Consider the following 23015-nt stretch of genomic DNA (forward strand, 5'->3'; position numbering starts at 1 on the left):
GAGGAATGAGCTGGTTTGATTTTGACTGGGTAGATGCCTTTACCGATCTCGCTTTTGGGGGCAATGGGTGCGCAGTCGTGCATGGCGGCGCTAGTTTGTCGGATGCAATCTGCATGGCCTATGTGCAAGAGACGTCTTTGGTTGAATGCACCTTTACCGGGCCTTCTGACATCGCTGATATCCGGGTTCGCTACTTTCTGGCCAGCCGCGAGATCCCCTTTGCCGGGCACCCAACCATTGCGACCGTGGCCGCTATGCGGTCGCGCGGGATAATTGACGGCGACAGCCTGACGCTTGAGACGGGCGCGGGCCTCGTCGATATCCGCCTGAACGGTGACGAGATCGAGATGACTCAGGTCGCACCGCAATTTGGCGCCGAGGTGCCGGATGATTTGGTGGCCTCCGCGATCGGCCTGTCCGCAGATGCCATCACTTCACCGCCGCAATTCGTGTCTACCGGCTTGCCGTTCTGCATCACCGTCCTGCGTGATCACGCGGCGCTGCGGGCCGCGAAACTGGCCGAGGGACCGCTGCGTGAGGTCGCGGCTATGGCTGGGTTCTCGGGTTCGGATATGGCCGAGCCGTTTCTGGTTACGCTGCAAGGCGCGACCGAAGGCGGGGACACGTTTTCGCGCTTGTTGCTGGCGCCGCCCAGCCCGCCCGAGGACCCGTTTACCGGGTCCGCCACCGGTGCGATGGCGGCCTATCTGTGGAAGCACGGTCTGATGGAGAAAGACAGCTTTGTTGCCGAACAAGGCCATGACATGGGCCGCCCGGGTCAGGCCACCGTTACGCGTGTTGGCCCGCCGGAGGCAATGACCGGTATAAAGGTGGCTGGGAGCGGCCATGTGCTGATGCGTGGGCAGGTCAATCTGCCGGAGGGAAATTGATGTCTGAGCCCGCAATTGCGATTCTGCCCTATGGGCACCGGTTGGGGCCGAAACTGAGCTCGGTTCTCCTCAGCGATCTGATCTGGCCCGAGGGTTGCCCGGATCGTCTGACTGGCAAAACTGTCGGGGATCTTGAACCAACCGATCATCTGATAATGTATCCCAATTCCACCGTGCATCTGCGGTTGCGCCGGGGTACCCGCGCGCAGATTTCGCTGATGATGGGGGAACCCTCGGCCATCCACGCAAAACACGACCGGATGTTGCGCTGGACATGGCTTCGGTTCTTTCGTGTGCTGACCTTCCATGACGTCCTGCTGCAAGGCATCCCGAATGCGGTCTTTCTGCCCTATGGCGTCACCATGGTGCCGGACTGGCAGGAATTGTCCGTCGAAAAGACCAAATCCTGTTCGCTGATCGCCTCGGCCAAGCGCGATCTGGAAGGTCACCAATTGCGTCATGCGGTCATCGACTGGGTGCGCGAGACGGGCGCGGATGTCGATATCATGGGTCGTGGTTATATGCCGTTTGACCAGAAATCCGACGGGCTGACCCCGTATCGCTATTCTGTGGTGATCGAGAATGTGCGGGAACGGAATTATTTCTCGGAAAAACTGACGGATGCGATCCTGTGCGCCACTGTTCCGATCTATTGGGGCTGCCCGAATATCGGGGATTTCTTCGACACATCAGGCATGATCCTGTGCGAATCCGAGGCCGATATTCACCGCGCCATTCAAACGGTCTCACCCGAGGACTACGCTGCGCGCCTATCGCATCTACAGGCGATCCAGCCCAAGGCGGCTGAATACGGTGATTTCGAAGCCCGCGCCGTTGCGGCCATTCGCGCCGAGCTCTGATCACAAAAAAGGCCCCCGCAGCGCGAGGGCCTGTTTCATGTGGCGGTCAGGTTAAGTCGCTGCAATCAGACCCATGCTTTCAAGCTTGAGCAGCACCTGATGGGCGCAGTTGTCGACCTCGACATTCTCGGTCTCGACGCTCAGCTCCGGGTTCTGGGGCACATCATAAGGGTCCGAGATGCCAGTGAATTCCTTGATCTTGCCTTCACGCGCAAGCTTATACAGGCCCTTGCGGTCACGGCGCTCGCATTCTTCGATGCTGGTCGCAACATGGACTTCGCAGAAGGCACCGAATTGCTCGATCTCTTCGCGAACGGCACGACGGGTGGTTGCGTAGGGCGCGATTGGGGCACAAATGGCGATGCCGCCGTTCTTGGTGATTTCCGACGCCACATAGCCGATGCGACGGATGTTCAGGTCGCGGTGTTCCTTCGAGAAACCGAGTTCCGACGACAGGTTCTTACGAACGATATCACCGTCCAGCAGCGTCACGGGGCGGCCGCCCATCTCCATCAGCTTGACCATAAGCGCGTTGGCGATAGTCGATTTGCCGGAACCCGAGAAGCCGGTGAAGAACACGGTAAAGCCCTGCTGGCTGCGTGGTGGTTTGGTCTTGCGCAACTCGGCCACAACCTCGGGGAAGCTGAACCATTCGGGGATTTCCAGACCTTCGGCCAGACGGCGGCGCAGTTCGGTACCCGAGATGTTCAGGATGGTGACGTCATCCTTGTCCGCGATTTCGTCATTGGGTTCGTATTGGGCGCGTTCCTGCACATAGACCATGTGTTTGAAGTCGACCATCTCGACTCCGATCTCGTTCTGGAACTGGCGGAACAGGTCCTGCGCGTCATAGGGGCCATAGAAATCTTCACCGGCCGAGTTCTTGCCGGGGCCCGCGTGGTCGCGGCCCACGATGAAGTGGGTGCAGCCGTGATTGGCGCGGATCAGCCCGTGCCAGACCGCCTCGCGGGGGCCTGCCATCCGCATGGCCAGATTCAGCAGCGACATCGAGGTGGTCGAGGCCGGATATTTGTCCAGAACAGCCTCATAACAGCGCACGCGGGTAAAGTGGTCGACGTCGCCGGGCTTGGTCATGCCGACAACCGGATGGATCAGCAGGTTGGCTTGGGCTTCCTTTGCGGCACGGAAGGTCAGCTCCTGATGGGCGCGGTGCAGCGGGTTACGGGTTTGGAACGCAACGATGCGGCGCCAGCCCAGCTTGCGGAAATAGGCGCGCAACTCGTTCGGGGTGTCGCGGCGGGCGCGGAAATCATAGTGGACGGGTTGCTGGATGCCGACCACAGGTCCACCCAGATACACCTTGCCTGCGGTGTTGTGCAGATAATTCACGGCTGGATGCGCGTCGTCATCCGCGCCGAATACCTTCTCGGCCTCGCGGGATTTGTTCGGGGTCCAGCGGTCGGTCACGGTCATGGTGCCGAGGATGACGCCTTCCTGATCACGCAGGGCGATGTCCTGACCCAGCTCGATTGACTGGGCGAAGTCTTCGCTGACGTCCAGCGTGATGGGCATCGGCCACAGGGTACCGTCGGCCAGACGCATGTTTTCAACGACGTTGTCGTAATCGGCTTCGGACAGGAAACCCTTAAGCGGGTTGAACCCGCCGTTCATCAGCAGTTCAAGGTCACAGATCTGGCGCGGGCTCAGGTCCCAACTGGTCAGGTCAGCGGCTTCTACTTTCAGCTTCTGCGCCGAGTCGTAGGAGACATAGAGTTCTGGGATAGGGGCCAGATTGCTTAACATCGTCATCGGAATACTCTTGTGTAAGGGCAGTTTTGCCCGTGATTCATAGGTGTTTAAGGGGCGTTTGCCCCGATGATCAGGTGAAGTCCATATACATTCATGAAACAAAGGACGATATGCGCGGTTTTCGCTCGGATTGGAAGAATTTTCCACATTCAAATGCAAATGCCGACTGCGGTTCTTCGAATTGTCGGCAATTGGGCAAGTTCTAGGCCATGTGTTCCTAAGCAGCTATCCTAAGCGCCAGTAAGGTGGCGTTTCTTACCGGTAACGCAGGAATCGGGCGAGAAACCCCCCTTAGTTTGAAAGACTGTAGCCCCGTTTCGTCACCGTCATATCCGGCCGCGCGCAGAAGGTCCTCTGAGACCAAAAGCTCGACGCCCAGAGTTTTGGTCTCAGCCTCTAGCCGGCTGGCAACATTGACCGCGTCTCCGATAATGGTGCGTGTCGCTGTTCCGGCGGCACCGATTTCGCCCAGAACCAGATCACCCAGATGCAACCCCATGCCTATGCGAATATGCGAGCTGCCTTCTGCGTTGAGTTGCTTGTTGAATCGTTCCAGTGCGCGGCTGACATCTGCTGCGGCCATCAAACCAGCACGGGCGGAACTTGCGGGGTCGGCGGTTTCGAACACGGCCAAAAGACCATCGCCCATGTATTTGTCGACCACCCCACCTTCGGCAGTGATCGCAGGAACGATCGCGTCAAAAAAACGGTTCAGAAGGAAGACAATATCATAGGGCAGCTGTCCCGTTGTGCGCGACGTAAACCCACGCATGTCCAGAAACAGAACGGCAAGCTGACGTTCCTGGCCCTGGCTGGCATGTGCGCGGTTTCGAAGGCCATCAGGACGAAACATTCGAAAGGCCGTAATCGGCTGAGTCGGGCGGATTTGGCAAGCCAGCCGCGCGCCTTTGGGCGCCCGTACTGCGGCAAGGCTGCGGGCTTCAACTTCGCTTGGAGCCGGAAGCTCTGCCGCACCGTCTTCGACAATGACTCGGCACGTGGTGCAGCGGCCTTTGCCACCGCACAGGGCCGTATGTGGGATGCCATTGGCCTGCGATATCTCAAGCAGGGTCATGCCTTTTTCAGCGACGACCTCAGGTCCTTCGACATATGTAACGCGGACCGAATGTCTGCGACGTAGAAGTTTGCGTCCTGCAAACACGGCCAACGAAACACCCAGAGCGATCCAAAAGGCCAATAGCGCATTGTCCTTGACGCTAAACAGAGCCTGAAATTCTTCGGGTGACGGCCAATTGTAATGCTCGATATATTGGTCGCGTAGAAACGGGTCGCCGAAATCGGCCCAAATCCGCCGCCCTTCTGTCAATAGTCCCGCCATCGCAAATGACGGGACGAACACGGCCAATCCGATCAGATAGGGGACTGTTTTGGGCCACCATTTGGCCAATCGCAGCCACATATGAAGACCAATGCAGCTGTGCACCCAAACGACCAGCAAGAGCATGCTTTGCATCCAGATAGCCGAGCTTGGCCACATCAGCGCGATGATGTATCCCATCTCGTCGTTCACGTTGAACACCTCGTGCGCGTAACGTGTGTGAACGATATGCGCGATCAGTTGCAGCGGGATCAGCAATCCCAGAACAATCTGCAATGCCATGCTCAGCGGCATTTTTAGTGTTTTGCGTTGACTGATCGAATAGAGCGCCAGACCCGAGTGAATGAACAAAGCGGCATAGAGCAAGGCGCTGCCGATGTCGTGACGGGTGAAAGCGTGGCGGCCGTCTTGCATTCCGTGCAGGTAATCGGTGTGGAACAGACCCAAGCCGATATTGATGAAGTGCAGGAATGCAAACGCGAACAGGATCAGGCCACTGCCAATCCTCAGCCGGGTTATCCACCCGCCTTGCCACAATACGCTCTTCACTTCAGGTCACCTGTGAATTCTTGCCTTGTGCCCCGAGTCTGATACGGGCGCGCGGGCGGGTCAAGAATAAGCAGGTACCCAGGTTTCTGACGGGGCATCGACGCAAATAAGCCGGGCACTGGTACGGAACAGAACCACATGGCTGAGCTGGGGCCGTGATCGAGAGCTATAGATCATGCCATCGGCACCTAGAGCTCGGGCCTTATCCGAGAATTGCCAGGTTGGAGAACGCCCGCAGGCCTTTGCAATGTCTTGCCAAACGATGGATGCTTCGGGCTGACCTCTCAGGTCGACAAGACGTGCCTCTGTGATCCTTGCACGTTGCAGGATTCGCGGTGGGTCATCGCGCGATACATAGCGACGTATCGCGACTTCGGCCCCTTCGGCGCTGAGAGATGCATAAAGCGCGGTCTGACCTGCATAGTGAAAACGCCCCTCTGGCGCCCGAGCGGGGACCAAAGGGGCGTCTGAATGTGTTCGAAACAGAATTCTCCAGACCGGGCCGGAGAATTCTATCATTGGCTAGTCCTGCTCCGCCAGGAACCGCTCGGCATCCAGCGCTGCCATGCAGCCCATACCGGCGCTGGTAACGGCCTGACGATAGATGTGGTCAGTTAAGTCACCGGCGGCGAATACGCCTGGTATCGAAGTCTCGGTAGAACCCGGCTTGGTCACGACATAGCCACCCATGTGGGTTTCAAGCGTGTCCTTGACCAGCTCATTCGCAGGGGCGTGCCCGATAGCAATAAACACCCCCTTACAGGGAATCTCAGAGAGTTCACCGGTTTTCACGTTCTTGACGCGCACGCCCTCAACGCCCAAAGGCGCATCGGTGCCAAGCACTTCATCCAGCTCGTGGAACCAAAGCGGTTCAATCTTTTCGTTTTTCATCAGGCGGTCCTGCAGGATTTTCTCGGCCCGCAGTTCGTCGCGACGATGGATCAGGGTGACCTTGCTGGCAAAGTTCGTCAAAAACAGAGCTTCTTCCACGGCAGTGTTGCCGCCGCCAATGACAACGATTTCCTGTCCACGATAGAAGAACCCATCGCAGGTGGCACAGGCAGAGACACCAAAGCCTTTAAACTTGTCCTCGGACGGCAGCCCAAGCCATTTTGCGCGTGCACCGGTCGCCAGAATGACTGCATCAGCTGTATAGGTCGTGCCGCTGTCGCCTTTGGCAGTGAAGGGGCGTTTGCTAACGTCCAGATCGCTGATGATGTCACCGATGATCTCACATCCCATTGCCTTAGCATGGTCCTGCATACGAACCATCAGGTCGGGGCCTTGAACCTCTGTGTCGCCGGGCCAGTTCTCGACCTCTGTGGTGGTGGTCAACTGACCGCCGGGTTCAATACCCTGCACCAGGATCGGTTCCAGCATTGCGCGGCTGGCATAAACGCCCGCCGTGTATCCGGAGGGCCCCGATCCTATGATTAGAACCTTGGTGTGTTTCGTTTCGGACATGGTACCCCCAACTCGATCTGCCTGATGTGGGCGCGTGGCCCCTTGGCGACTGGATATAGCGACCCGATGGCGGTGCTTAAAGCCCCTTCCTGACAGAGAACCGCTATGCATTACGCGAATGGCGCCCATTAATAGGGCGTTTAAAATAAAGAATATTGCGCTGACGCGAAAGATTATTGCGCATCTTCTGGGTGCTGATATAACAACCGAAAAATCAGGAGCATTTTATGGTCGCGACACGGCTGGATGAGATTGACCGCAAAATTCTGGCGGAATTGCAGGCAGACGGTCGAATGACCAATGTCGAACTTGCGAAACGTGTCGGCATTTCTGCGCCTCCGTGTTTGCGGCGCGTCCGTACGCTTGAGGAATCCGGCCTGATCCGCGGTTACCACGCCGAAGTGAACGCGCGAGAGTTGGGATTCGAGGTTCAGGTCTTTGCCAGCGTTGGTTTGGAAAGTCAGGCCGAGACCGAACTGAGCGCCTTCGAAGAACGGTGCCGCGACTGGCCCTTGGTCCGCGAATGCCACATGCTGAATGGCGAGGTTGATTTCATCCTGAAATGCGTCGCCCCTGACCTTAGCAGTTTTCAGCGGTTCCTGACCGGCGATTTGCTGACCACCCCAAATGTGGCCAGTGTTAAGACATCGCTTGTGATTCGAGGCGCTAAGGACGAGCCCGGTGTGCCGTTCGATGTTCTGGAAGAACGCATGAACCGGATGGCCTGAAGCGCATCCGTTTATGTGCGGAACAACATGGCGGAAGAATCGCTGTAACGATCAGGAACAGCACCCAACCCAAAAGAATCTGCATAAAGCCCCCACTCTGCAGCACTGACAAAAATTTACGCTGTGATCGCGTCCACCTCTCCGTCGCCAGCACGCGGCATCAGCAGCGGACCAAAATCATTCAGCGAATCGGCATGCGCGAACAGGTTCAGGTAGATCGAGCGCAAGGAATGGCTGATCATCCGAACTGCATTGACACCGGGATGATACGTCTCGAACTGCAGCCCGTCGATCTTGATCACAGAATGGCGCTTGAGACAGATATGGAACAGTTCGATCGGCGTTGGCGGCAGGGTTTCGACCACGCTCATTCCGTCCTGAAATTCGTGAACCGGGGTCAAAACGGTCTCATTGCCGTGCAGATGGCGCAGGTGGGACGGGGTTCCAACCAACCGCGCCGCTGGGCCCGCGATAACGCCTGAAAGAGGTTTCTGCATCCCGAATGTGTCGGCCATGATCCGCGTCAGAGGGCGAGTCCGACCTCGGGAATCCTCGCGTCCGGGAACCAGGGTCACAGAGCCTTTCCATAGCACAGTCTGAGACGAGCCATCCTGCGTCAGTACAGTATCACCGGGCAGCAGGTCCTCAATCGCGAGCGGGCCGGTTTCCGTCTCAATTAAAGATCCTCGGGTAAAGGCGCAGAATGCGTCCTCGAACATCGGCAAAGCGGGCGCGATATGGCGGGTCTGAGAGATATCGCCATTTGGCAGCAGCGCGCTCACTTCATAGCGCCGCAGTTGCGCCTTTGGTTTGTCCCTTGGCGCATCCCGCAGCATCGCCGAAGTATCGACGGCGTTTTTGGCCGCGCGCGAAAGCGAATGTGGAATAGGCATTTTTATTCCGTCCCTTCTATCATCCGTGCAGACAGGTTGAACCCTCCGTACAGGCCCGTCTGACCGATCTTTTTCTTTGTTTTGAATGAAAGGGCGACCTCAGGGCGAGCGTCAAACCGACGTCGCAACGTGATGGTATTCAGCACACCTTTGGTCAACATCTTGACCCCCCAGACAAACTCACAACAACGTCGGCGAAAATTACCCACGCACACAACACCCCTGAACCTGACCGCGGAAAATACCTGCGGCAGGTCACGCATCGGGCCGGAGCACCCCTCCGATGCGCGTCTTGGCCCCTGGAACCGGCAGCTTGGTACCCTGGGCGTCACGATCAGACCCGTTCCGCCAAACGACGGGCAACTCTGACCGAGTCGCTGGAAATGCTTTTCCACGGCATCTCCGGCGTCTTTTCGTTGGTCGCCGCGACAACGGCGCTCAGAAAGCGAGATTTTACCTTCATGATCTGGTCCTGCTCCTCTGGGGTTTTTGGGCCCCATTTCCCTTTGGGATGCCAATCTGACGCCATATTGAGGCAGCGATAAGGCTGATCCGGGATCAATTCAGGACAAAATGAAGGTTAGTAGCTCCTCTTTCTTCATACTGTCTCACACTGCTGGAGCATCGGCAGATAAACACCTGAGAGCGGACAATAAAACTCAACTTGTTACGACTCAGGTAGACACAAAGAATGTGGCAAAAAAGCGGCGAAATCGCCACAATTCAGTCTAGGTCTACAATTTGATTGCAGAAATAAGGCGTCCATAGTCCGCTTCTTTGGCGTGCGTAGATCGCCGGTAGGAATAGAATCTGTCGGGGTCTGAATAGGTGCAGTGCCGGGTCCATTCAGCTTGGCCTACGCCTGCCTGTCGAAGGCGATGCAAACCGTAAGCGGGAAGGTCAAATTGCAATCTGTCGCCTTCCCCATTTGCGAAGAAACGCAGGTTTTCTGGCGTTTCTGCGACGAAATCATCCAGGAACTCAGGCCCGACCTCGTATGCTTGTTGCGAAATCGACGGGCCAATTACAGCGACCGTGTTTTCGCGCTTTGCCCCCAGTTCTTCCATGGCGTCCAGAGTCGATTCGAGAACGCCGTCCAAAGCCCCGCGCCACCCTGCGTGGGCCGCGCCGATAACATTTGCGTGGGTGTCGGCAAAAAGAACGGGCTGGCAATCCGCTGTAAGTATGGTCAGGGCCAAGCCCGGAGTAGCTGTGACCACTGCGTCCGCGCGTGGACGCTCGCCGTTCATCGGTGCGTCAACCTTAACCACGGTCGGAGAATGCACCTGGTGTACGCCAATAAGCGCCTCGGGCTCGACCTCCATCGCCTGAGCTACACGCGCCCGGTTGATCGAAACAACCTCGGTCTGGTCTGACGAGCCATAGCCGCAATTCAAGCCGGAAAACACCCCTGATGACGCTCCGCCACGGCGGCTGAAAAAGCCGTGGCGTACGTCTGACAGCATGTCCGAGGTCAGTATTTCCAGTGTCATGGTTCCAGTCCCGGTGGAGGTGCCGCGTAAGAGGGGTAGAGTCCCAGTACTTTGAACAGGTTTCCCATTTCCTCGGGATGCGTCAACCTGCGATGTGCTGCCACCAGTGTATCAAGCTCGGACCCGCCGAGCGGTATGGCCAAAGCTTGCGCACGGGCGGTAATGCCAAGCCGTTCCAGAAACGCGCCCTGAGGGGTCAGGCGGGAATGGGCGCAACCGGCGGCACGTGCTGCCAGTGCAAGAGGTTCGAAATCCACATGCGCGGTCAGATCCGCCTGACCGGGTGTATCCAGCGGATTCACACGCTCATGCCCGCGCAGGGCCTGAAACGTGTCGCCCAGCGAATGCCAGTCGCCGTAGTCCACGATCAGACCGGCACCGCCGTGGCTGGCGATTCGAGCCGCGATGACGGTCAGGATGGGGATAGCAGCCGCGCAAAGCTCAACCAGATCGCCATCTTTCGTGTCTTGCAATCGGTCCGTCAGCGCAACCTGATCCGCTTGGGCCCCTAGCCCGAAGGTCAGCGATTCGCCCTCAGCCCCGATAAGGCGCTCGCGCCACGCCAGGCCGTCGCGGAGGAACTGGCGGATGGGCAGGGCGTCAAAGAATTCGTTGGCGACCAGAAACAAAGGCGCGTCGGGCAAGTCGGTGAGCGTTGTGATCCAGCGCGGTGCAAAATCCTTCAACGTTTCTGCCTGTATGTCGCGCAAGGTCGGTGAGGCTTCGAATAACACGATTTCAGCCGCATCATGGAACCCGTGAACCCCGCGTGTGGCCCGGAGGATGTCCGCCATCAGTGTTCCGCGCCCCGGCCCAAGCTCGGCCAGAACGAAGTGATCGGGGTGCCCCTGATCCATCCAGCTTTGCGCCAGACTTAGGCCGATTAATTCACCGAACATCTGACTGATTTCAGGCGCGGTGACGAAATCGCCCTGCACACCCAAAGGGTCGCGTGTGGTGTAATAGCCATACGTCGGATGCAGCAGGCATTCGGTCATGTAGTCGGCCACGGTCATCGGGCCGCCTTGCGCGATGCGCTCCAGCAGATGGTCAATCAGGCTCATCGCGCGTTTCGCGCGCGCAGCGCGAACCATAGGCCAAGCGCGATCATTGGCAGCGACAAGAGCTGCCCCATGGTCAGGCCATACCCGCCAATATGCCATGCCAGACCCAGAGGATTCCCGATCGAGATGAACTGTGCGTCGGGTTGCCGAAAGAACTCAACGATGAACCGGGACGCACCATACCCGGCCAGAAACACACCCATAACCAGTCCGGGTTTGCGCAGCGCGCCCTTGCGGTAGACCAGCCACAGCAGCGCGGCCCCCAGCAGCAACCCCTCCAGCGCGGCCTCGTAAAGCTGCGAGGGATGACGTGCACACATGCCAACCAGCACACCGGGGCAGTCTTGCGCGGCAGGGCCAGGGAAGATTACCGCCCATGGCACCTCGCTGGGGCGGCCCCAAAGCTCGGCGTTGATGAAGTTGGCCAACCGTCCCAGCAGTAACCCCGGCGGAACAGTGTGGGCAATGAGATCAGCCAGCGGCAGAACCGATATCTTGTGACGGCGCGCATAGATGTAAGAGGCAACAATCACCCCCAGCAGACCACCGTGAAATGCCATGCCACCCTGCCAGACTTTCAAAATGTCCGCTGGGTTCGCAAGGTAATAGGCCGGCTGGTAAAACAGCACGAACCCAAGTCGACCACCCAGAATCACCCCAAGAATGATCCAGGTGATCAGATCCTCAAGCTGCTGGGGTTTCATCGGCGGCGTGTTATACGCCCAAAGCGCGGGGCGTTTCAGCGCCGCTGACCCCATCCTCCACGCGATCAGGATGCCTGCGATATAAGCCAGCGCGTACCAACGCAGGGCGAACTCCATCCCGAAGAGTGAGATCGAGAACAGTTCGGGCGACAGATCGGGGAAATTCAGAACAGCCTGCATGTGCGTCTCATTGCCCGTGCTTTGCAGGGCAAGTCAACCTTGAGCCTGACGCAAAGTTTACCCATATAGAGAACAACCGCGATTTCGGAGAAAAACCATGCAGACCCGCAACAAGATCCTCGATGATGTATCCCAACTGATGACCAACGCCATGGGCGTGGCAAAGGGCGCGCGGGAAGAGGCCGAGAATGCGATGAAGTCGATGATCGACCGCTGGCTGGCCGACCGCGATTTCGTCACCCGCGAAGAATTCGATGCCGTCCGCGCCATGGCGCAAAAGGCGCGCGAAGAAAACGCAGCCTTGGAACAGCGTATCGCCGCGCTGGAGGCAAAGCTGGACAAGTAACGTCTTAGCGCAGATTCGAAGATCAAGAGAATGCCGCGCAATCTGACGCCAGATTGTGCGGTGTTGTGCATTTTGCTGCCCTGCAGAAGTAAATCAAGACAAAGCTGTACTCGGCGCCAATATTTTGATCTCCGTTGCTGTTCGTCCACAACTTATTGCTGTTATCCCCAATAAATAGGGTTGCCAGATGGATGCGCGCGGCGCACCATATTTAGTACAGGCACATGGGGGAAGCCCGGCTTGTAGAGCAGGCAACTAGCGCTGGGGCGCTGCCAGCCCCGAATTGCTAGAGATAAGTGAGGTGGCATTATGGCCCTATCCGAGCAGTTTCTCGAAGAAGACCTTCATCCGATTGATATTGTTGAACACCTGGCCGAACATCACGACTGGGATTTTGATCGCATCGGCGATGATCAGATCGCCATGGCTGTCGAAGGACAGTGGCGCACCTATTCCATCACTCTGGCCTGGTCGAACTATGACGAAACCCTGCGCATGGTGTGCTCGTTCGAAATGGACCCGCCATCCGAGCGGGAAAGCGAGCTGTATGAGCTGCTGAACAAGATGAACGATCAGTGCTGGGCCGGGGCGTTTACCTATTGGGCAAACCAGAAACTGATGGTCTATCGCTATGGTCTGGTTCTGGCGGGTGGTCAGACGGCCAGCCCGGAACAGATCGACACGATGATCACCGCTGCGGTTCTGAGCGCAGAACGCTATTACCCGGCGATCCAACTGGTCACTTGGGGGAATCGCGATCCCGAAGATGCGATGCAAGTCGCCATTGCAGAGGCTTACGGCCGCGCGTAAAGCTTTGCCCCAAGCCAGATAATGGGGAGGGGCAATCATGGACATGTCGCGCATCGCTGAACAGGGGCTTGTGCTTCTGGGATGCGGAAAGATGGGATCGGCCATGCTGGCTGGCTGGCTAGAGCATGGCTTACCAGCGTCGTCAGTCTGGGTCGTGGATCCGTACCCCTCGGACTGGTTGAAAGCACAAGGCGTCAATATCAACACACCGTTGCCCGAAGCCCCAGCCGTGGTGCTTGTGGCCGTCAAACCGCAGATGATGGGCGAAGCATTGCCCGCGATCAAAGCGCTGGGCGGGGGCGGCAGCCTGTTCGTCTCGGTCGCTGCGGGGACGTCGATTTCCACATTTGAATCTGTGTTGGGCGCGGGCACGCCGATCGTACGAGCGATGCCGAATACGCCTGCAGCAATCCGGCAGGGCATCACGGCGCTGATCGGCAACGTACAGGCCTCCGAGGCCGACGTGACCCTGGCCGAAAACCTGCTATCCGCGATTGGTGAGACTGTCCGGCTGGCGGATGAGACGCAGATGGACGCAGTGACTGGTCTTAGCGGATCGGGTCCGGCCTATGTGTTCCACCTGATCGAAACGCTGGCCGCTGCGGGGCAGGCGCAGGGCTTGCCGCATGACCTAGCTATGAAGCTGGCCAAATCTACTGTTGCAGGGGCAGGCGCGCTAGCGATGACCGCCGACGAAGACCCCGCGCAGCTGCGAGTCAATGTGACCTCGCCCAATGGCACCACGCAGGCAGCGCTCGAGGTGCTGATGCACGAAGAACAGGGCTTCCCAGACCTGCTGCACCGCGCCGTCAAAGCCGCGACCGACCGATCCAAGGAGCTGTCCCGTGAGTGAGATTTCCTTCGACGATTTTCTCAAGGTCGACATCCGCGTGGGTGAAGTGATCCGCGCCGAGCCGTACCCCGAGGCCCGCAAGCCGGCGATCAAGATGTGGATCGACTTCGGCGATGAGATCGGCGAGCGAAAGACGTCGGCCCAGATCACCGCGCATTACGATCCGGCTACGCTGGTGGGCAAGCAAGTTATGGCCGTGGTGAATTTCCCGCCGCGCCAGATCGGCAAGTTCATGTCCGAGGTGCTGGTTTTGGGTCTGCCCGACGAAAATGGCGAGATCGTTCTGATCGGACCGGATGGAGAGGTTCCGACCGGCGGGAGGATGCACTGATGAAATTATTGATTACACGCCCCATGACCGACGCTGTAATGGAGCGCGCACGAACGGAGTTCGATGCGGAGATTCGCAAAGAAACGTCGCCACTGACACCGGATGAGATGCGGCGGGCTTTGACGGAATTCGACGTGGTAATGCCAACGCTTGGCGATCTTTTTTCGGCGCAGGTATTCGCGGATGTGTCCGATCCGCGCTGCAAACTGCTGGCCAATTTCGGCGTCGGCTACAACCATATTGACGTGGACGCGGCCAGCGCGTCAGGCATTGCGGTCACCAATACGCCGGGTGCCGTTACGGATGCCACAGCCGATATCGCCATGACTTTGTTGCTGACAACCGCGCGCCGTGTCGGGGAAGGAGAACGCATCGTCAGGGCTGGGGGCTGGCATGGCTGGCATCCCGCGCAAATGCTGGGCCACCACGTCACCGGCAAGCGGGTGGGTATCGTTGGCATGGGCCGGATCGGACAGGCCATTGCCCGGCGCTGTCACTTTGGGTTTTCCATGCAGGTTGCCTATCAGTCGCGTAGTGCGAAGGAATTGGAGTTCCCGGCAGAGTTCGTACCCGATCTATCCACTTTGGCCGCGTCGGTCGATTTTCTGGTGCTGGCCGTCCCCGGTGGAGCGGAAACTCAACATCTGATCAATGCGCCGGTACTTGAGGCGATGAACCCCAATGCCTTACTGATCAATATCGCGCGCGGAGAAGTCGTGGACGAGGCTGCCCTGATCGCAGCCCTTCAGTCCGGGCAGATCGCAGGGGCGGGGCTGGATGTATACGAATTCGAACCCAAGGTTCCTCAGGCGCTGATCGACATGGAGAACGTGACCCTGTGCCCGCATCTGGGTACCGCCACTGACGAGGTACGCACCGATATGGGTTACCTGGCGCTGGACAATGTTGCGGCCTTTATCGCAGGCCGGGCGCTGCTGACGCCGGTTTAACCGCCCATCGCCTCGCGCCAGTGTCGGCGGCAGAGCGAGACATAGGTTTCGTTCCCGCCGATCTGAACCTGTGCTCCTTCGGTGATCGTATTCCCGTGCGCGTCCTGACGGACGACCATTGTGGCCTTGCGCCCACATTCGCATATCGTTCGAACTTCGCGCATCTCATCCGCCAGGGCCAAGAGGGCTGCAGAGCCGGGAAACAGCTGTCCCTGAAAATCTACCCGTAACCCATAGGCAAGAACCGGTACGTTCAGATCATCCACGGCACTTGCCAGCTGCCAGACCTGATCGCGGGTCAGAAACTGTGCCTCGTCTACGAATACGCAGGCCACCTTACCCTGCGCCAGACGGTTCTCGATCATGTCGAACACGTTATCTTCTGCCCCGAACGTGTCGGCATCTGCAGATATGCCAATGCGCGAGGCGATCTTTCCCACGCCAGCGCGACCGTCAAGCTGTGCGGTCATAAGATAGGTGTCCATGCCGCGTTCACGATAGTTGTGCGAGGCCTGCAACAACACAGTCGATTTACCCGCGTTCATGGTTGAATAGTTGAAGTACAGTTTTGCCATGTGCCCGGGTCTAAAACGCCTGATCCGCATGGGCAAGTAACCAAATTCTATGAAATAAGCGACGTCGCCGTTGTCGTTGCAAGGGTCGAGCGAAAGCTCATTGGGGATGGATACCCCCACGTCAACAACAGCGACGCCGTCGGCCATCATGCGGCCAAAACAGAGCAAGACCAGAAAACCGCCTTGCAAACACTCATTACCGGCTGGAAACGCCGCCACTCACTCACAAAATCCCTGCATATCTGAGGGATAGTCAATTTATGGCATTTCAATTATGACTCGAGTATGGGAAATTTCCTTACCCTTTCCCCCATAGTCGCAGATGTCGTGGGAAAGCCAGGCAGTAAAGGTTGAAACATGGCAGATATCGGGGCTTATCTGAAAAAACATACCGAGGCGTTGGTAAAAGACGTCGGCATTGAATCGGCCTGTGAGATTACAGGCAAGTCCAAGGCAACATTGGGTCGGTACTACTCGGACAACGCGGAACATGCGGACCGTTTTATGCCAGTCGATGCGGTTGCTCGGCTCGAGGCGGTCTCGAACTTTCCGCATGTGACCTCGGCCCTGGCGGATCTTAAGAATATCACGCTGTCCTATGATGGCCGTAATACGGATACCCCCAGGACCGGAGGTGTGAATTCGGATGTCATTGCCCTAAGCCAACGGTTTGCAATGCTGATGACCGAATATCAGGCTGCTATTGAAGACGGCATCATCACCGTCAACGAGGCCAAGCGTCTGTTGAAGGAGACCAGTTTGTTGCAACAGGTCCTGATCGAGATGAAGCTGCATCTGGAAGAAGAAAGCGTGAGTTGATCGCCGGTTTTTCGTTAATTGAAATCGAAAAGCCGTTTAAGGTCGCCACCAAACGCGCCAGCCAATTCCTTTGCAGACTGATCGAATTCCGATTTCAGAAGGGGATCAGCACCCGCTTTCAAAAACGCTTCGATAACGCTCAGGTTTCGTTTCTTAACCGCGACGTGAAGGGGCGTTTCCGACATGTCGCCGACTGCGTTTACGTCAGCGCCAGCGGCAATCAACGTCAGGGCAGCGTAGGTGTCGTCGCGCCAAAGAACGGCGTGCAACGCGGTATCACCGTTTGACGCGCGGCTGTTCAAAGAAACCGGAGCTTCGCCGAGAGATTCCGGGAAAAGAACGTCCGAACAAGATGCCAGGATATCTTCCAGAGTCGCACGTGCTTTAGGTTTGGTTGCCATTTTGTGAACTCAGAATGATTGGTGTCGCTGACACAGCTAATGCGTGCAAAGGCAAGTTGACTTCAATCCATCACGCGAAAGGGTTCTGGAGCAAGTGAATTCTTGAGCTACGCGATGGATCGAGTTGACTATCCGTGCCGCCGCACGATTACCGAACCCACGGAATACCCCGCCCCGAATGAACAGATCAGACCGACTTCTCCATCCGCGAAATCATCAGAGTATTTCGAGAATGCGATGATCGACCCCGCTGAGGACGTGTTGGCGTAGTCCTGCAAGATATTGGGTTGTTCGCCGGGTTCGGGCTCGCGGCCTAGAACTTTTTTGCCTATGAAATCGTTCATCGTCTTGTTCGCCTGATGTAGCCACAGGCGTTTCAGGTCAGAGCTGTTTAGCCCTTCGGAGTCCATATGGTCGGCAATGTGTTTGCTGACCATCGGAAGCACTTCCTTGAAGACTTTACGGCCGTTCTGCATGAATTGCATGTCGCGGCGATCAACTACGCCATCGGGGCGCGAACGGCGCAGGTAGCCGTTGTTGTTGCGAATGTTGTTTGAAAACTCGGTCGCGCAACGGGTGGAGAGGATTTCGAAATAGGGACCGTTTGCGTCTTCTACACGCTCGATCAGGGTGGCGGTCGCTACGTCTCCGAAAATGAAATGGCAATCGCGGTCGCGCCACTCCAGATGGCCCGAACAAATCTCGGGATTGACCACCAGCGCGGATTTCACTGACCCAGACCTGATCATGTCAGCGGCCGCCTGAATACCGAAGGTGGCCGAGGAACAGGCGACATTCATGTCAAAGCCAAAGCCTTTGATCCCCAGCGCCTGCTGGATTTCGATCGCAATCGCCGGATAGGCCCGTTCGTGGTTCGAGGCGGCGCAGATCACCAGATCCACATCTTCGGGTGCGCGCCCGGCCTGGGCCAGCGCCTTTTTGCAAGCATCCACGGCCATCTCGGTCATGATGCCGGGTTCATCATCACTGCGCTGGCGCAGCAAGGGGTGCATCACGTCGGGGTCCAGCACGCCGGTCTTGTCCATCACATACCGGTTCTCGATGCCTGACGCTTTGAGAATGAACTCTTCCGATGAATGCTGCAGAGGTTCCACTTCACCCGAAGCAATCGCGTCGGCATTTTCTGCATTCACCTTGTCGGCGTATGCATTAAAGGCGGCAACAAGTTCCGCGTTGGTGATGACGTTGTCTGGCGTGAACACACCGGTGCCGGTGATTGCTGGCGTATACATTGTTGCCCCTGCGTTTTTCGGATTTGCCCAAAATGCAGTCAACGCAAGGTTAGTTCAAGAGAGATTGACCCAAGGGAATATCAAAGTTGCGGCGTCAATGCGCTTCAAATCTTGAATAGTTCATTTTTTGAAGTATATGACGCCCCGTGAACGGCAACGGATTCGGCACATGACATTCGACGACAGCGCACTGGTAAAGCGACTAAGCCCAGAAATGCAGGCCATGATGGGGGTCTATGCCCTCTATTGGAAGCTGGAAGAGAGCTTTGATTTGATGGAGGTAGAACTGACCCACCAAGAGTGTCACATGGTGATAAAACTGGACCAACCCAAACGTATGGGCGTTTTGGCGGCGGATATGCTGACGGTGCCATCCACAATCACGTCTACTGCTGATGCTTTGGAAACGGCAGGATACCTGACGCGAGAGCGCGATCCGGACGATCGTCGAGCTTGGCTGTTGGTGTTGTCCGACAAGGGGGTGGCGATGCGCCAGACTTTGGTGGCCGAGGCCGGGGCGCTGTTTCAGCGCGCATCCGGTTTGACGCCTGATGAAACGGCCGAATTCGCCCGGCTTGCCCGGAAAATCCGTGAAAACATTCTGAAAACGGGAATACCCGAGGGGTTGAAGAAATGAAATTGATCTCTGTTCTGGGCCTCGCCCTGACCATGCTGGCCACCACGGCCATGGCAGAAAGTGCTGCCAAGCCGGTCAAGCTGATGGTTGTGCAAGAAACCGCGCCCGGGTTTTCGCGGCAGTTCTTTGGCCGGGTCGCAGCGCGACAGACGGTTGATCTGGCTTTTCAGGTGGCGGGGCAAATCGTTGATATGCCGGTGACCGAAGGTTTCGTGATTCCCAAAGGCGAATTGATTGCGGAACTGGATCGTGAACCATTCCAGCGTCGCTACGACCGGGCTGTGCTGCAGAAAGATCAGGCGGACCGGACGCTGGCGCGCTTGTCCCGTCTGCGGGGAACTGCAGCAAGTCAAGTTGCGGTGGATGATGCCGAGACAGCGGCTCAGCTGGCGGATATTGCGGTGCGCGATGCGCTTTATGATCTAGAGCAGGCCACGCTAACAGCCCCCTTTGATGCTCTGGTTTCAAGCCGGGCAGTGGAATCCTTTACGACCGTCTCGGCGGGGACACCGATTGTGCGTATCCATGACATGTCCGAGCTGCGCATCGAAGTCGACGTGCCCGAGATTTTGTTCCAGCGGTCGGGCCAGCAGGATGACATCACCATCACGGCGAAATTCCCCGTCAGCGACGAAGTATTCCCTCTGCAAATTCGGGAATTCGACGCCGAGTCGTCGAGCGTCGGTCAGACTTTCCGCATTCAATTCGGCCTGACACCGCCAGAAGGTCTGCAGATTCTTCCGGGGTCATCGGTAACGGTGAATGTGCAGGTACAGGACCAACGTACAGGTATCGTTGTTCCGGCCACAGCGATTGTTGCGGATGCTGAAGGTGTTTTGGGTGTCTTTGTCTTTTCGCCCGTCGGCGCAGATGAAGGCAGTGTCAAATGGGTCCCCGTGACCATTGAACCCACGGCATCGGGTGACGTAAGCGTCCTGTCCGGGCTGGAGGATGGCGATGAAATCGTGGTTGCCGGAGGCGGAGCGCTGATCGACGGGCAAGCCGTACGCCGCTTTGCCGGCTTTGCGAACTAAGGGGCGGACGCATGAATATCGCACGCGCATCCATAGACCGGCCAATCTATACGTGGTTGATCATCCTGATCGCCTTGTTCGGCGGAATCTGGGGTTTTCTGTCGCTTGGGCGACTGGAGGACCCGGCCTTTACCATCAAGAATGCTGTCATCGCCACGCAGTATCCCGGTGCAACAGCCGAGCAGGTGGCTCTGGAGGTATCGGAGCCGCTGGAATCCGCCATTCAGCAGATGGGAGAGGTCAAAACCATCACCTCGCTCAACCAGCCGGGGTTTTCGCTGATCGAGGTTGAGATCAAGTCGACCTATGACGGTACCGAGCTGCCCGAAGTCTGGACCAAGCTGCGCGCCAAGGTACGGGACGCAGCCCGGGCGTTGCCGTCCGGGGTCGGCCAGCCATTGGTTAACGATGGATTCGGCGACGTGTTCGGCCTGTTCTATGCAGTCACTGCGAATGGCTTTTCGGACGCTGAAAAACACGAACTATCCACGTTTCTGCGGCGCGAATTGCTGACGGTCGAAGGGGTGGCCGATGTAGAAGTCATGGGCCTGCCGCAAGAGGCGATTTTCGTTGAACCGGACTTGGCAATCTCGGTCAATCAGAACGTGCCGCTGCAGGCAATCAACGATGCGATTGCCAATGCGGATTCAGTGAACGCATCAGGCTCTTTGCGGTCTGCAGATGACCGAACAACGGTCCTGACCGCCGAAGGCTCCGACACTGTTTCGGCCATTGCGGGTCTGTCCGTTGGGTCGCAGGGGCAGGTGATCAACCTGTTTGACATGTCAAATGTGTACCGCGGCCGCCAGACCGACCCGGATGTCATCATCCGCTTTAACGGGGAAGAAGCCTTTACGCTGGGCATCGCGGGGCTGTCGACCGAGAACATTGTCGAGGTTGGCAAGCGCGCAGACGAGAAATTCGCCGAACTTGACGGGCAAATCCCCTACGGTGTCGAAATCCTGCCGATCTATCAGCAGCACGTGGTCGTCGAGCAAGCCTCGAACGATTTTCTGTTGAACCTTGCGATGTCGGTGGCAATCGTCGTTCTTGTCCTGGCCTTGTTCATGGGTTGGCGGGCCGCGATTGTCGTCGGCTCGACGCTGTTGCTGACAGTTGTCGGGACGTTGCTGTTCATGGCGCTGTTTTCCATCGAGATGGAACGGATTTCCCTAGGGGCCCTGATTATTGCGATGGGTATGCTGGTCGACAACGCCATCGTGGTCGCCGAAGGAATGCAAATCGCAATGTTGCGGGGCAAAAACTCGCGCGATGCAGCAGACGAGGCCGCATCCAAAACCCAAATTCCGCTTTTGGGGGCGACCATCATCGGCATCATGGCTTTCGCCGGGATAGGCTTAAGCCCGGACGCGACCGGAGAGTTCATGTTCTCGCTGTTTGCCGTCATCGGAATATCACTTTTGCTGAGCTGGATTCTGGCCCTGACGGTTACTCCGATGCTGGGACATTACTTTTTCAAGCAGGGTAAAGCTGGTGCAATTGATGCCTATGGCGGAATCATGTTCCGCGTCTACGGAGCGATCCTAAGATGGGCATTGCGGTTCCGCTGGTTGGTGATTGCCATGCTGGTGTCTGTCACAGTGGCGTGCTTTGCCGGGTTCGGGCTGGTGAAACAGCAGTTCTTTCCCGACTCGAACACGCCGCTGTTCTTCGTCCATTACAACCTGCCGCAAGGAACGCCGATCGCGCGGACCGCTGAGGATATGGCGGTGTTCGAAGAGTGGCTGGCCAACCGGGATGATGTAGTGTCCGTCGCCACCTTTGTCGGGCAGGGCGCGACCCGTTTCCTGCTAACTTATGAGGCAGAGAAACCCAATCCAAGTTACGGCCACCTGATCATCCGTACCAGGACGCTGGAGGACATCCCCCCGCTGCGTGCCGAACTTGCGGAATTTGGGCAGGCGCAATTTCCTGAAGGAAAGTTTCGTACAAGACGACTGATCTTTGGTCCGGGCGGAGGCGATCCGATCCAGGCCCGCTTCTCGGGCAGTGACCCGGTTGTGCTGCGCCAGCTTGCGGATGAGGCTGTGTTGCGGATGCGGGATGCGTCGCAAAACGCGCTACACGTTCATCATGACTGGCGTGAAAAGTCGTTGGCCGTCCAGCCGATCTATGCGACCGAACGTGCGCAGACCGCGGGTGTTACACGCGAGGATATTGCCGCCACGCTACAGTTTTCGACCGATGGAATCACGGGCGGCGTTTTCCGCGAAAGGGATCGCCTGATCCCGATCATCCTGCGTCGACCGGCGGACGGAGATTATTCGATCGTGGACCAGGTCGTGTTCTCGGACCAATCCGAGCGCTTTGTTCCTATCGAACAGATGGTGGATGGGTTCGAATACAAGGCGTTGAACACGCTTGTGCACCGAAGGGACAGGGTTCTGACCATCACAGTTGGCGCGGATATTCCGGCGGGATTCACGGCGGCTCAGGTCCATTCCGAGGTCCGTGAGGCCATCGAAAGCATGGACCTTCCTGCAGGGTATCGGATGGAATGGGGTGGTGAGTTCGAAAATGCCGGCGAAGCGAATGAAAGCCTTGGGCGTCAACTGCCGCTGAGCTTGCTGATCATGGTGCTGATCTCGGTGCTGATCTTTAACGCGATCCGTCAGCCGATCATCATTTGGTTGCTTGTGCCTATGTCGGTCAATGGGGTGGTCTTGGGCTTGCTGGGCACCGGGTTGCCCTTCACGTTTACGGCGCTGCTTGGGCTGCTGAGTCTCTCGGGGATGTTGATCAAGAACGGAATCGTTCTGGTCGAAGAGATCGATCTGGTACGCGAAACCGGCAAAGGATTGCGCGAGTCGATCATTGAAGCCTCGGTCTCGCGTCTGCGTCCTGTGATGCTGGCAGCGATCACCACCATTCTTGGGATGGCGCCGCTGTTGACGGATGCATTCTTCAAATCGATGGCGGTGACGATCATGGGCGGACTGGCTTTTGCCACGATCCTGACCATGGTGGCGGCGCCGGTGTTCTACATGGTGTTCTTCCTGCCGGAATACCGGCGAAAGTCCACGCCGCAACCTGTTGTTTAAAAGAAAAACC

General features: G+C 57.5%; 25 protein-coding genes. 12 read left to right on the forward strand and 13 right to left on the reverse strand.

What is annotated here, in order from left to right:
* The first annotated feature begins 5 nt into the window (after positions 1 to 5).
* Together ACR0DX_RS07390 and ACR0DX_RS07395 are read left to right on the forward strand one after the other, a co-directional pair.
* On the forward strand, positions 6 to 890 hold the full coding sequence (locus ACR0DX_RS07390) for a PhzF family phenazine biosynthesis protein (protein WP_170352349.1): 885 nt from the start codon (positions 6 to 8) through the stop codon (positions 888 to 890).
* Positions 890 to 1750: a glycosyltransferase family 10 fucosyltransferase gene (locus ACR0DX_RS07395; RefSeq protein WP_170352350.1), complete on the forward strand. Its 861-nt coding sequence runs from the start codon at positions 890 to 892 to the stop codon at positions 1748 to 1750. Before ACR0DX_RS07390 ends, ACR0DX_RS07395 begins: the two co-directional genes overlap by 1 nt.
* A 51-nt stretch (positions 1751 to 1801) precedes the next feature.
* Here the strand turns inward: ACR0DX_RS07395 and ACR0DX_RS07400 are convergent, their stop codons facing one another.
* From ACR0DX_RS07400 to trxB, 4 genes are all read right to left on the reverse strand, one after another.
* Positions 1802 to 3520, reverse strand: a complete 1719-nt coding sequence (locus ACR0DX_RS07400) for a bifunctional sulfate adenylyltransferase/adenylylsulfate kinase (RefSeq protein ID WP_170352351.1) — start codon at positions 3518 to 3520, stop codon at positions 1802 to 1804.
* Between the two features lie 217 nt (positions 3521 to 3737).
* Positions 3738 to 5408, reverse strand: a complete 1671-nt coding sequence (locus tag ACR0DX_RS07405; protein WP_170352352.1) for an adenylate/guanylate cyclase domain-containing protein — start codon at positions 5406 to 5408, stop codon at positions 3738 to 3740.
* A gap of 60 nt (positions 5409 to 5468) precedes the next feature.
* Positions 5469 to 5927, reverse strand: coding sequence for an RES family NAD+ phosphorylase (locus tag ACR0DX_RS07410; protein WP_170352353.1), 459 nt, complete (start codon positions 5925 to 5927; stop codon positions 5469 to 5471).
* A gap of 3 nt (positions 5928 to 5930) precedes the next feature.
* The gene (gene trxB / locus ACR0DX_RS07415) at positions 5931 to 6872 is read right to left on the reverse strand and encodes a thioredoxin-disulfide reductase (RefSeq protein ID WP_170352354.1); all 942 of its coding nucleotides are present in this window, start codon (positions 6870 to 6872) and stop codon (positions 5931 to 5933) included.
* A gap of 227 nt (positions 6873 to 7099) precedes the next feature.
* On the opposite strand from trxB, the gene ACR0DX_RS07420 reads away from it, so the two are divergent.
* Positions 7100 to 7600, forward strand: a complete 501-nt coding sequence (locus tag ACR0DX_RS07420; protein WP_170352355.1) for an Lrp/AsnC family transcriptional regulator — start codon at positions 7100 to 7102, stop codon at positions 7598 to 7600.
* Between the two features lie 116 nt (positions 7601 to 7716).
* Here ACR0DX_RS07420 and ACR0DX_RS07425 read toward each other — a convergent pair whose 3' ends face one another.
* The 6 genes from ACR0DX_RS07425 to lgt form a co-directional block, all read right to left on the reverse strand.
* Positions 7717 to 8493 (reverse strand): Hint domain-containing protein, encoded by a 777-nt coding sequence (locus ACR0DX_RS07425; RefSeq protein WP_170352356.1) that lies wholly within the window; start codon positions 8491 to 8493, stop codon positions 7717 to 7719.
* Between the two features lie 2 nt (positions 8494 to 8495).
* Positions 8496 to 8654, reverse strand: coding sequence for a hypothetical protein (locus tag ACR0DX_RS07430; RefSeq protein WP_170352357.1), 159 nt, complete (start codon positions 8652 to 8654; stop codon positions 8496 to 8498).
* A gap of 173 nt (positions 8655 to 8827) precedes the next feature.
* The gene (locus ACR0DX_RS07435) at positions 8828 to 8956 is read right to left on the reverse strand and encodes a hypothetical protein (RefSeq protein ID WP_280635732.1); all 129 of its coding nucleotides are present in this window, start codon (positions 8954 to 8956) and stop codon (positions 8828 to 8830) included.
* A gap of 271 nt (positions 8957 to 9227) precedes the next feature.
* Entirely contained in the window at positions 9228 to 9986 is a 759-nt protein-coding gene (gene pgeF, locus ACR0DX_RS07440; protein WP_170352358.1) for a peptidoglycan editing factor PgeF, read from the reverse strand.
* Complete coding sequence (locus ACR0DX_RS07445; RefSeq protein WP_170353113.1) at positions 9983 to 11050, reverse strand: SAM-dependent methyltransferase; 1068 nt, start codon at positions 11048 to 11050, stop codon at positions 9983 to 9985. Before ACR0DX_RS07445 ends, pgeF begins: the two co-directional genes overlap by 4 nt.
* The gene (gene lgt, locus ACR0DX_RS07450; RefSeq protein ID WP_480845652.1) at positions 11047 to 11934 is read right to left on the reverse strand and encodes a prolipoprotein diacylglyceryl transferase; all 888 of its coding nucleotides are present in this window, start codon (positions 11932 to 11934) and stop codon (positions 11047 to 11049) included. The genes ACR0DX_RS07445 and lgt overlap by 4 nt, the downstream gene beginning before the upstream one ends.
* 97 nt (positions 11935 to 12031) lie before the next feature.
* Here lgt and ACR0DX_RS07455 point away from each other — a divergent pair, with 97 nt between their 5' ends.
* The 5 genes from ACR0DX_RS07455 to ACR0DX_RS07475 all read left to right on the forward strand — a co-directional run bounded on the left by ACR0DX_RS07455 (position 12032) and on the right by ACR0DX_RS07475 (position 15224).
* The gene (locus ACR0DX_RS07455; protein ID WP_480845654.1) at positions 12032 to 12280 is read left to right on the forward strand and encodes an accessory factor UbiK family protein; all 249 of its coding nucleotides are present in this window, start codon (positions 12032 to 12034) and stop codon (positions 12278 to 12280) included.
* Between the two features lie 309 nt (positions 12281 to 12589).
* Complete coding sequence (locus ACR0DX_RS07460; RefSeq protein ID WP_170352361.1) at positions 12590 to 13090, forward strand: type III secretion system chaperone family protein; 501 nt, start codon at positions 12590 to 12592, stop codon at positions 13088 to 13090.
* Positions 13091 to 13127: 37 nt separating this feature from the next.
* The gene (gene proC, locus ACR0DX_RS07465) at positions 13128 to 13943 is read left to right on the forward strand and encodes a pyrroline-5-carboxylate reductase (RefSeq protein WP_480845657.1); all 816 of its coding nucleotides are present in this window, start codon (positions 13128 to 13130) and stop codon (positions 13941 to 13943) included.
* Positions 13936 to 14274 carry a tRNA-binding protein gene (locus ACR0DX_RS07470; RefSeq protein ID WP_170352363.1) on the forward strand — a complete coding sequence of 113 codons (339 nt, stop codon included), beginning with the start codon at positions 13936 to 13938 and terminating at the stop codon, positions 14272 to 14274. Before proC ends, ACR0DX_RS07470 begins: the two co-directional genes overlap by 8 nt.
* A complete protein-coding gene (locus ACR0DX_RS07475) occupies positions 14274 to 15224 on the forward strand; it encodes a 2-hydroxyacid dehydrogenase (protein ID WP_170352364.1) in 951 nt (316 codons plus the stop codon). The genes ACR0DX_RS07470 and ACR0DX_RS07475 overlap by 1 nt, the downstream gene beginning before the upstream one ends.
* On the opposite strand, the gene ACR0DX_RS07480 is transcribed toward ACR0DX_RS07475, so the two are convergent.
* Entirely contained in the window at positions 15221 to 15799 is a 579-nt protein-coding gene (locus ACR0DX_RS07480) for a thymidine kinase (RefSeq protein ID WP_170352365.1), read from the reverse strand. The two genes, ACR0DX_RS07475 and ACR0DX_RS07480, sit on opposite strands and share 4 nt — an antisense overlap.
* A gap of 357 nt (positions 15800 to 16156) precedes the next feature.
* Between ACR0DX_RS07480 and ACR0DX_RS07485 the strand changes: the two genes are divergently transcribed.
* A complete protein-coding gene (locus tag ACR0DX_RS07485) occupies positions 16157 to 16618 on the forward strand; it encodes a hypothetical protein (protein ID WP_068336404.1) in 462 nt (153 codons plus the stop codon).
* A 14-nt stretch (positions 16619 to 16632) separates the two neighbouring features.
* On the opposite strand, the gene ACR0DX_RS07490 is transcribed toward ACR0DX_RS07485, so the two are convergent.
* On the reverse strand, positions 16633 to 17019 hold the full coding sequence (locus ACR0DX_RS07490) for an ankyrin repeat domain-containing protein (protein ID WP_480845660.1): 387 nt from the start codon (positions 17017 to 17019) through the stop codon (positions 16633 to 16635).
* A 128-nt stretch (positions 17020 to 17147) separates the two neighbouring features.
* Entirely contained in the window at positions 17148 to 18272 is a 1125-nt protein-coding gene (locus tag ACR0DX_RS07495) for a beta-ketoacyl-ACP synthase III (RefSeq protein WP_170352366.1), read from the reverse strand.
* 169 nt (positions 18273 to 18441) lie between these two features.
* Here ACR0DX_RS07495 and ACR0DX_RS07500 point away from each other — a divergent pair, with 169 nt between their 5' ends.
* Genes ACR0DX_RS07500 through ACR0DX_RS07510 form a run of 3 tightly spaced genes read left to right on the forward strand, consistent with a single transcriptional unit; the run spans position 18442 to position 23005 of the window.
* Positions 18442 to 18909 (forward strand): MarR family transcriptional regulator, encoded by a 468-nt coding sequence (locus ACR0DX_RS07500; protein WP_170352367.1) that lies wholly within the window; start codon positions 18442 to 18444, stop codon positions 18907 to 18909.
* Positions 18906 to 19943: an efflux RND transporter periplasmic adaptor subunit gene (locus ACR0DX_RS07505; RefSeq protein ID WP_170352368.1), complete on the forward strand. Its 1038-nt coding sequence runs from the start codon at positions 18906 to 18908 to the stop codon at positions 19941 to 19943. Before ACR0DX_RS07500 ends, ACR0DX_RS07505 begins: the two co-directional genes overlap by 4 nt.
* 11 nt (positions 19944 to 19954) lie before the next feature.
* Positions 19955 to 23005, forward strand: coding sequence for an efflux RND transporter permease subunit (locus ACR0DX_RS07510; protein WP_170352369.1), 3051 nt, complete (start codon positions 19955 to 19957; stop codon positions 23003 to 23005).
* Positions 23006 to 23015 lie beyond the last annotated feature (10 nt).

It is taken from the genome of Ruegeria sp. D3, from assembly GCF_056534465.1.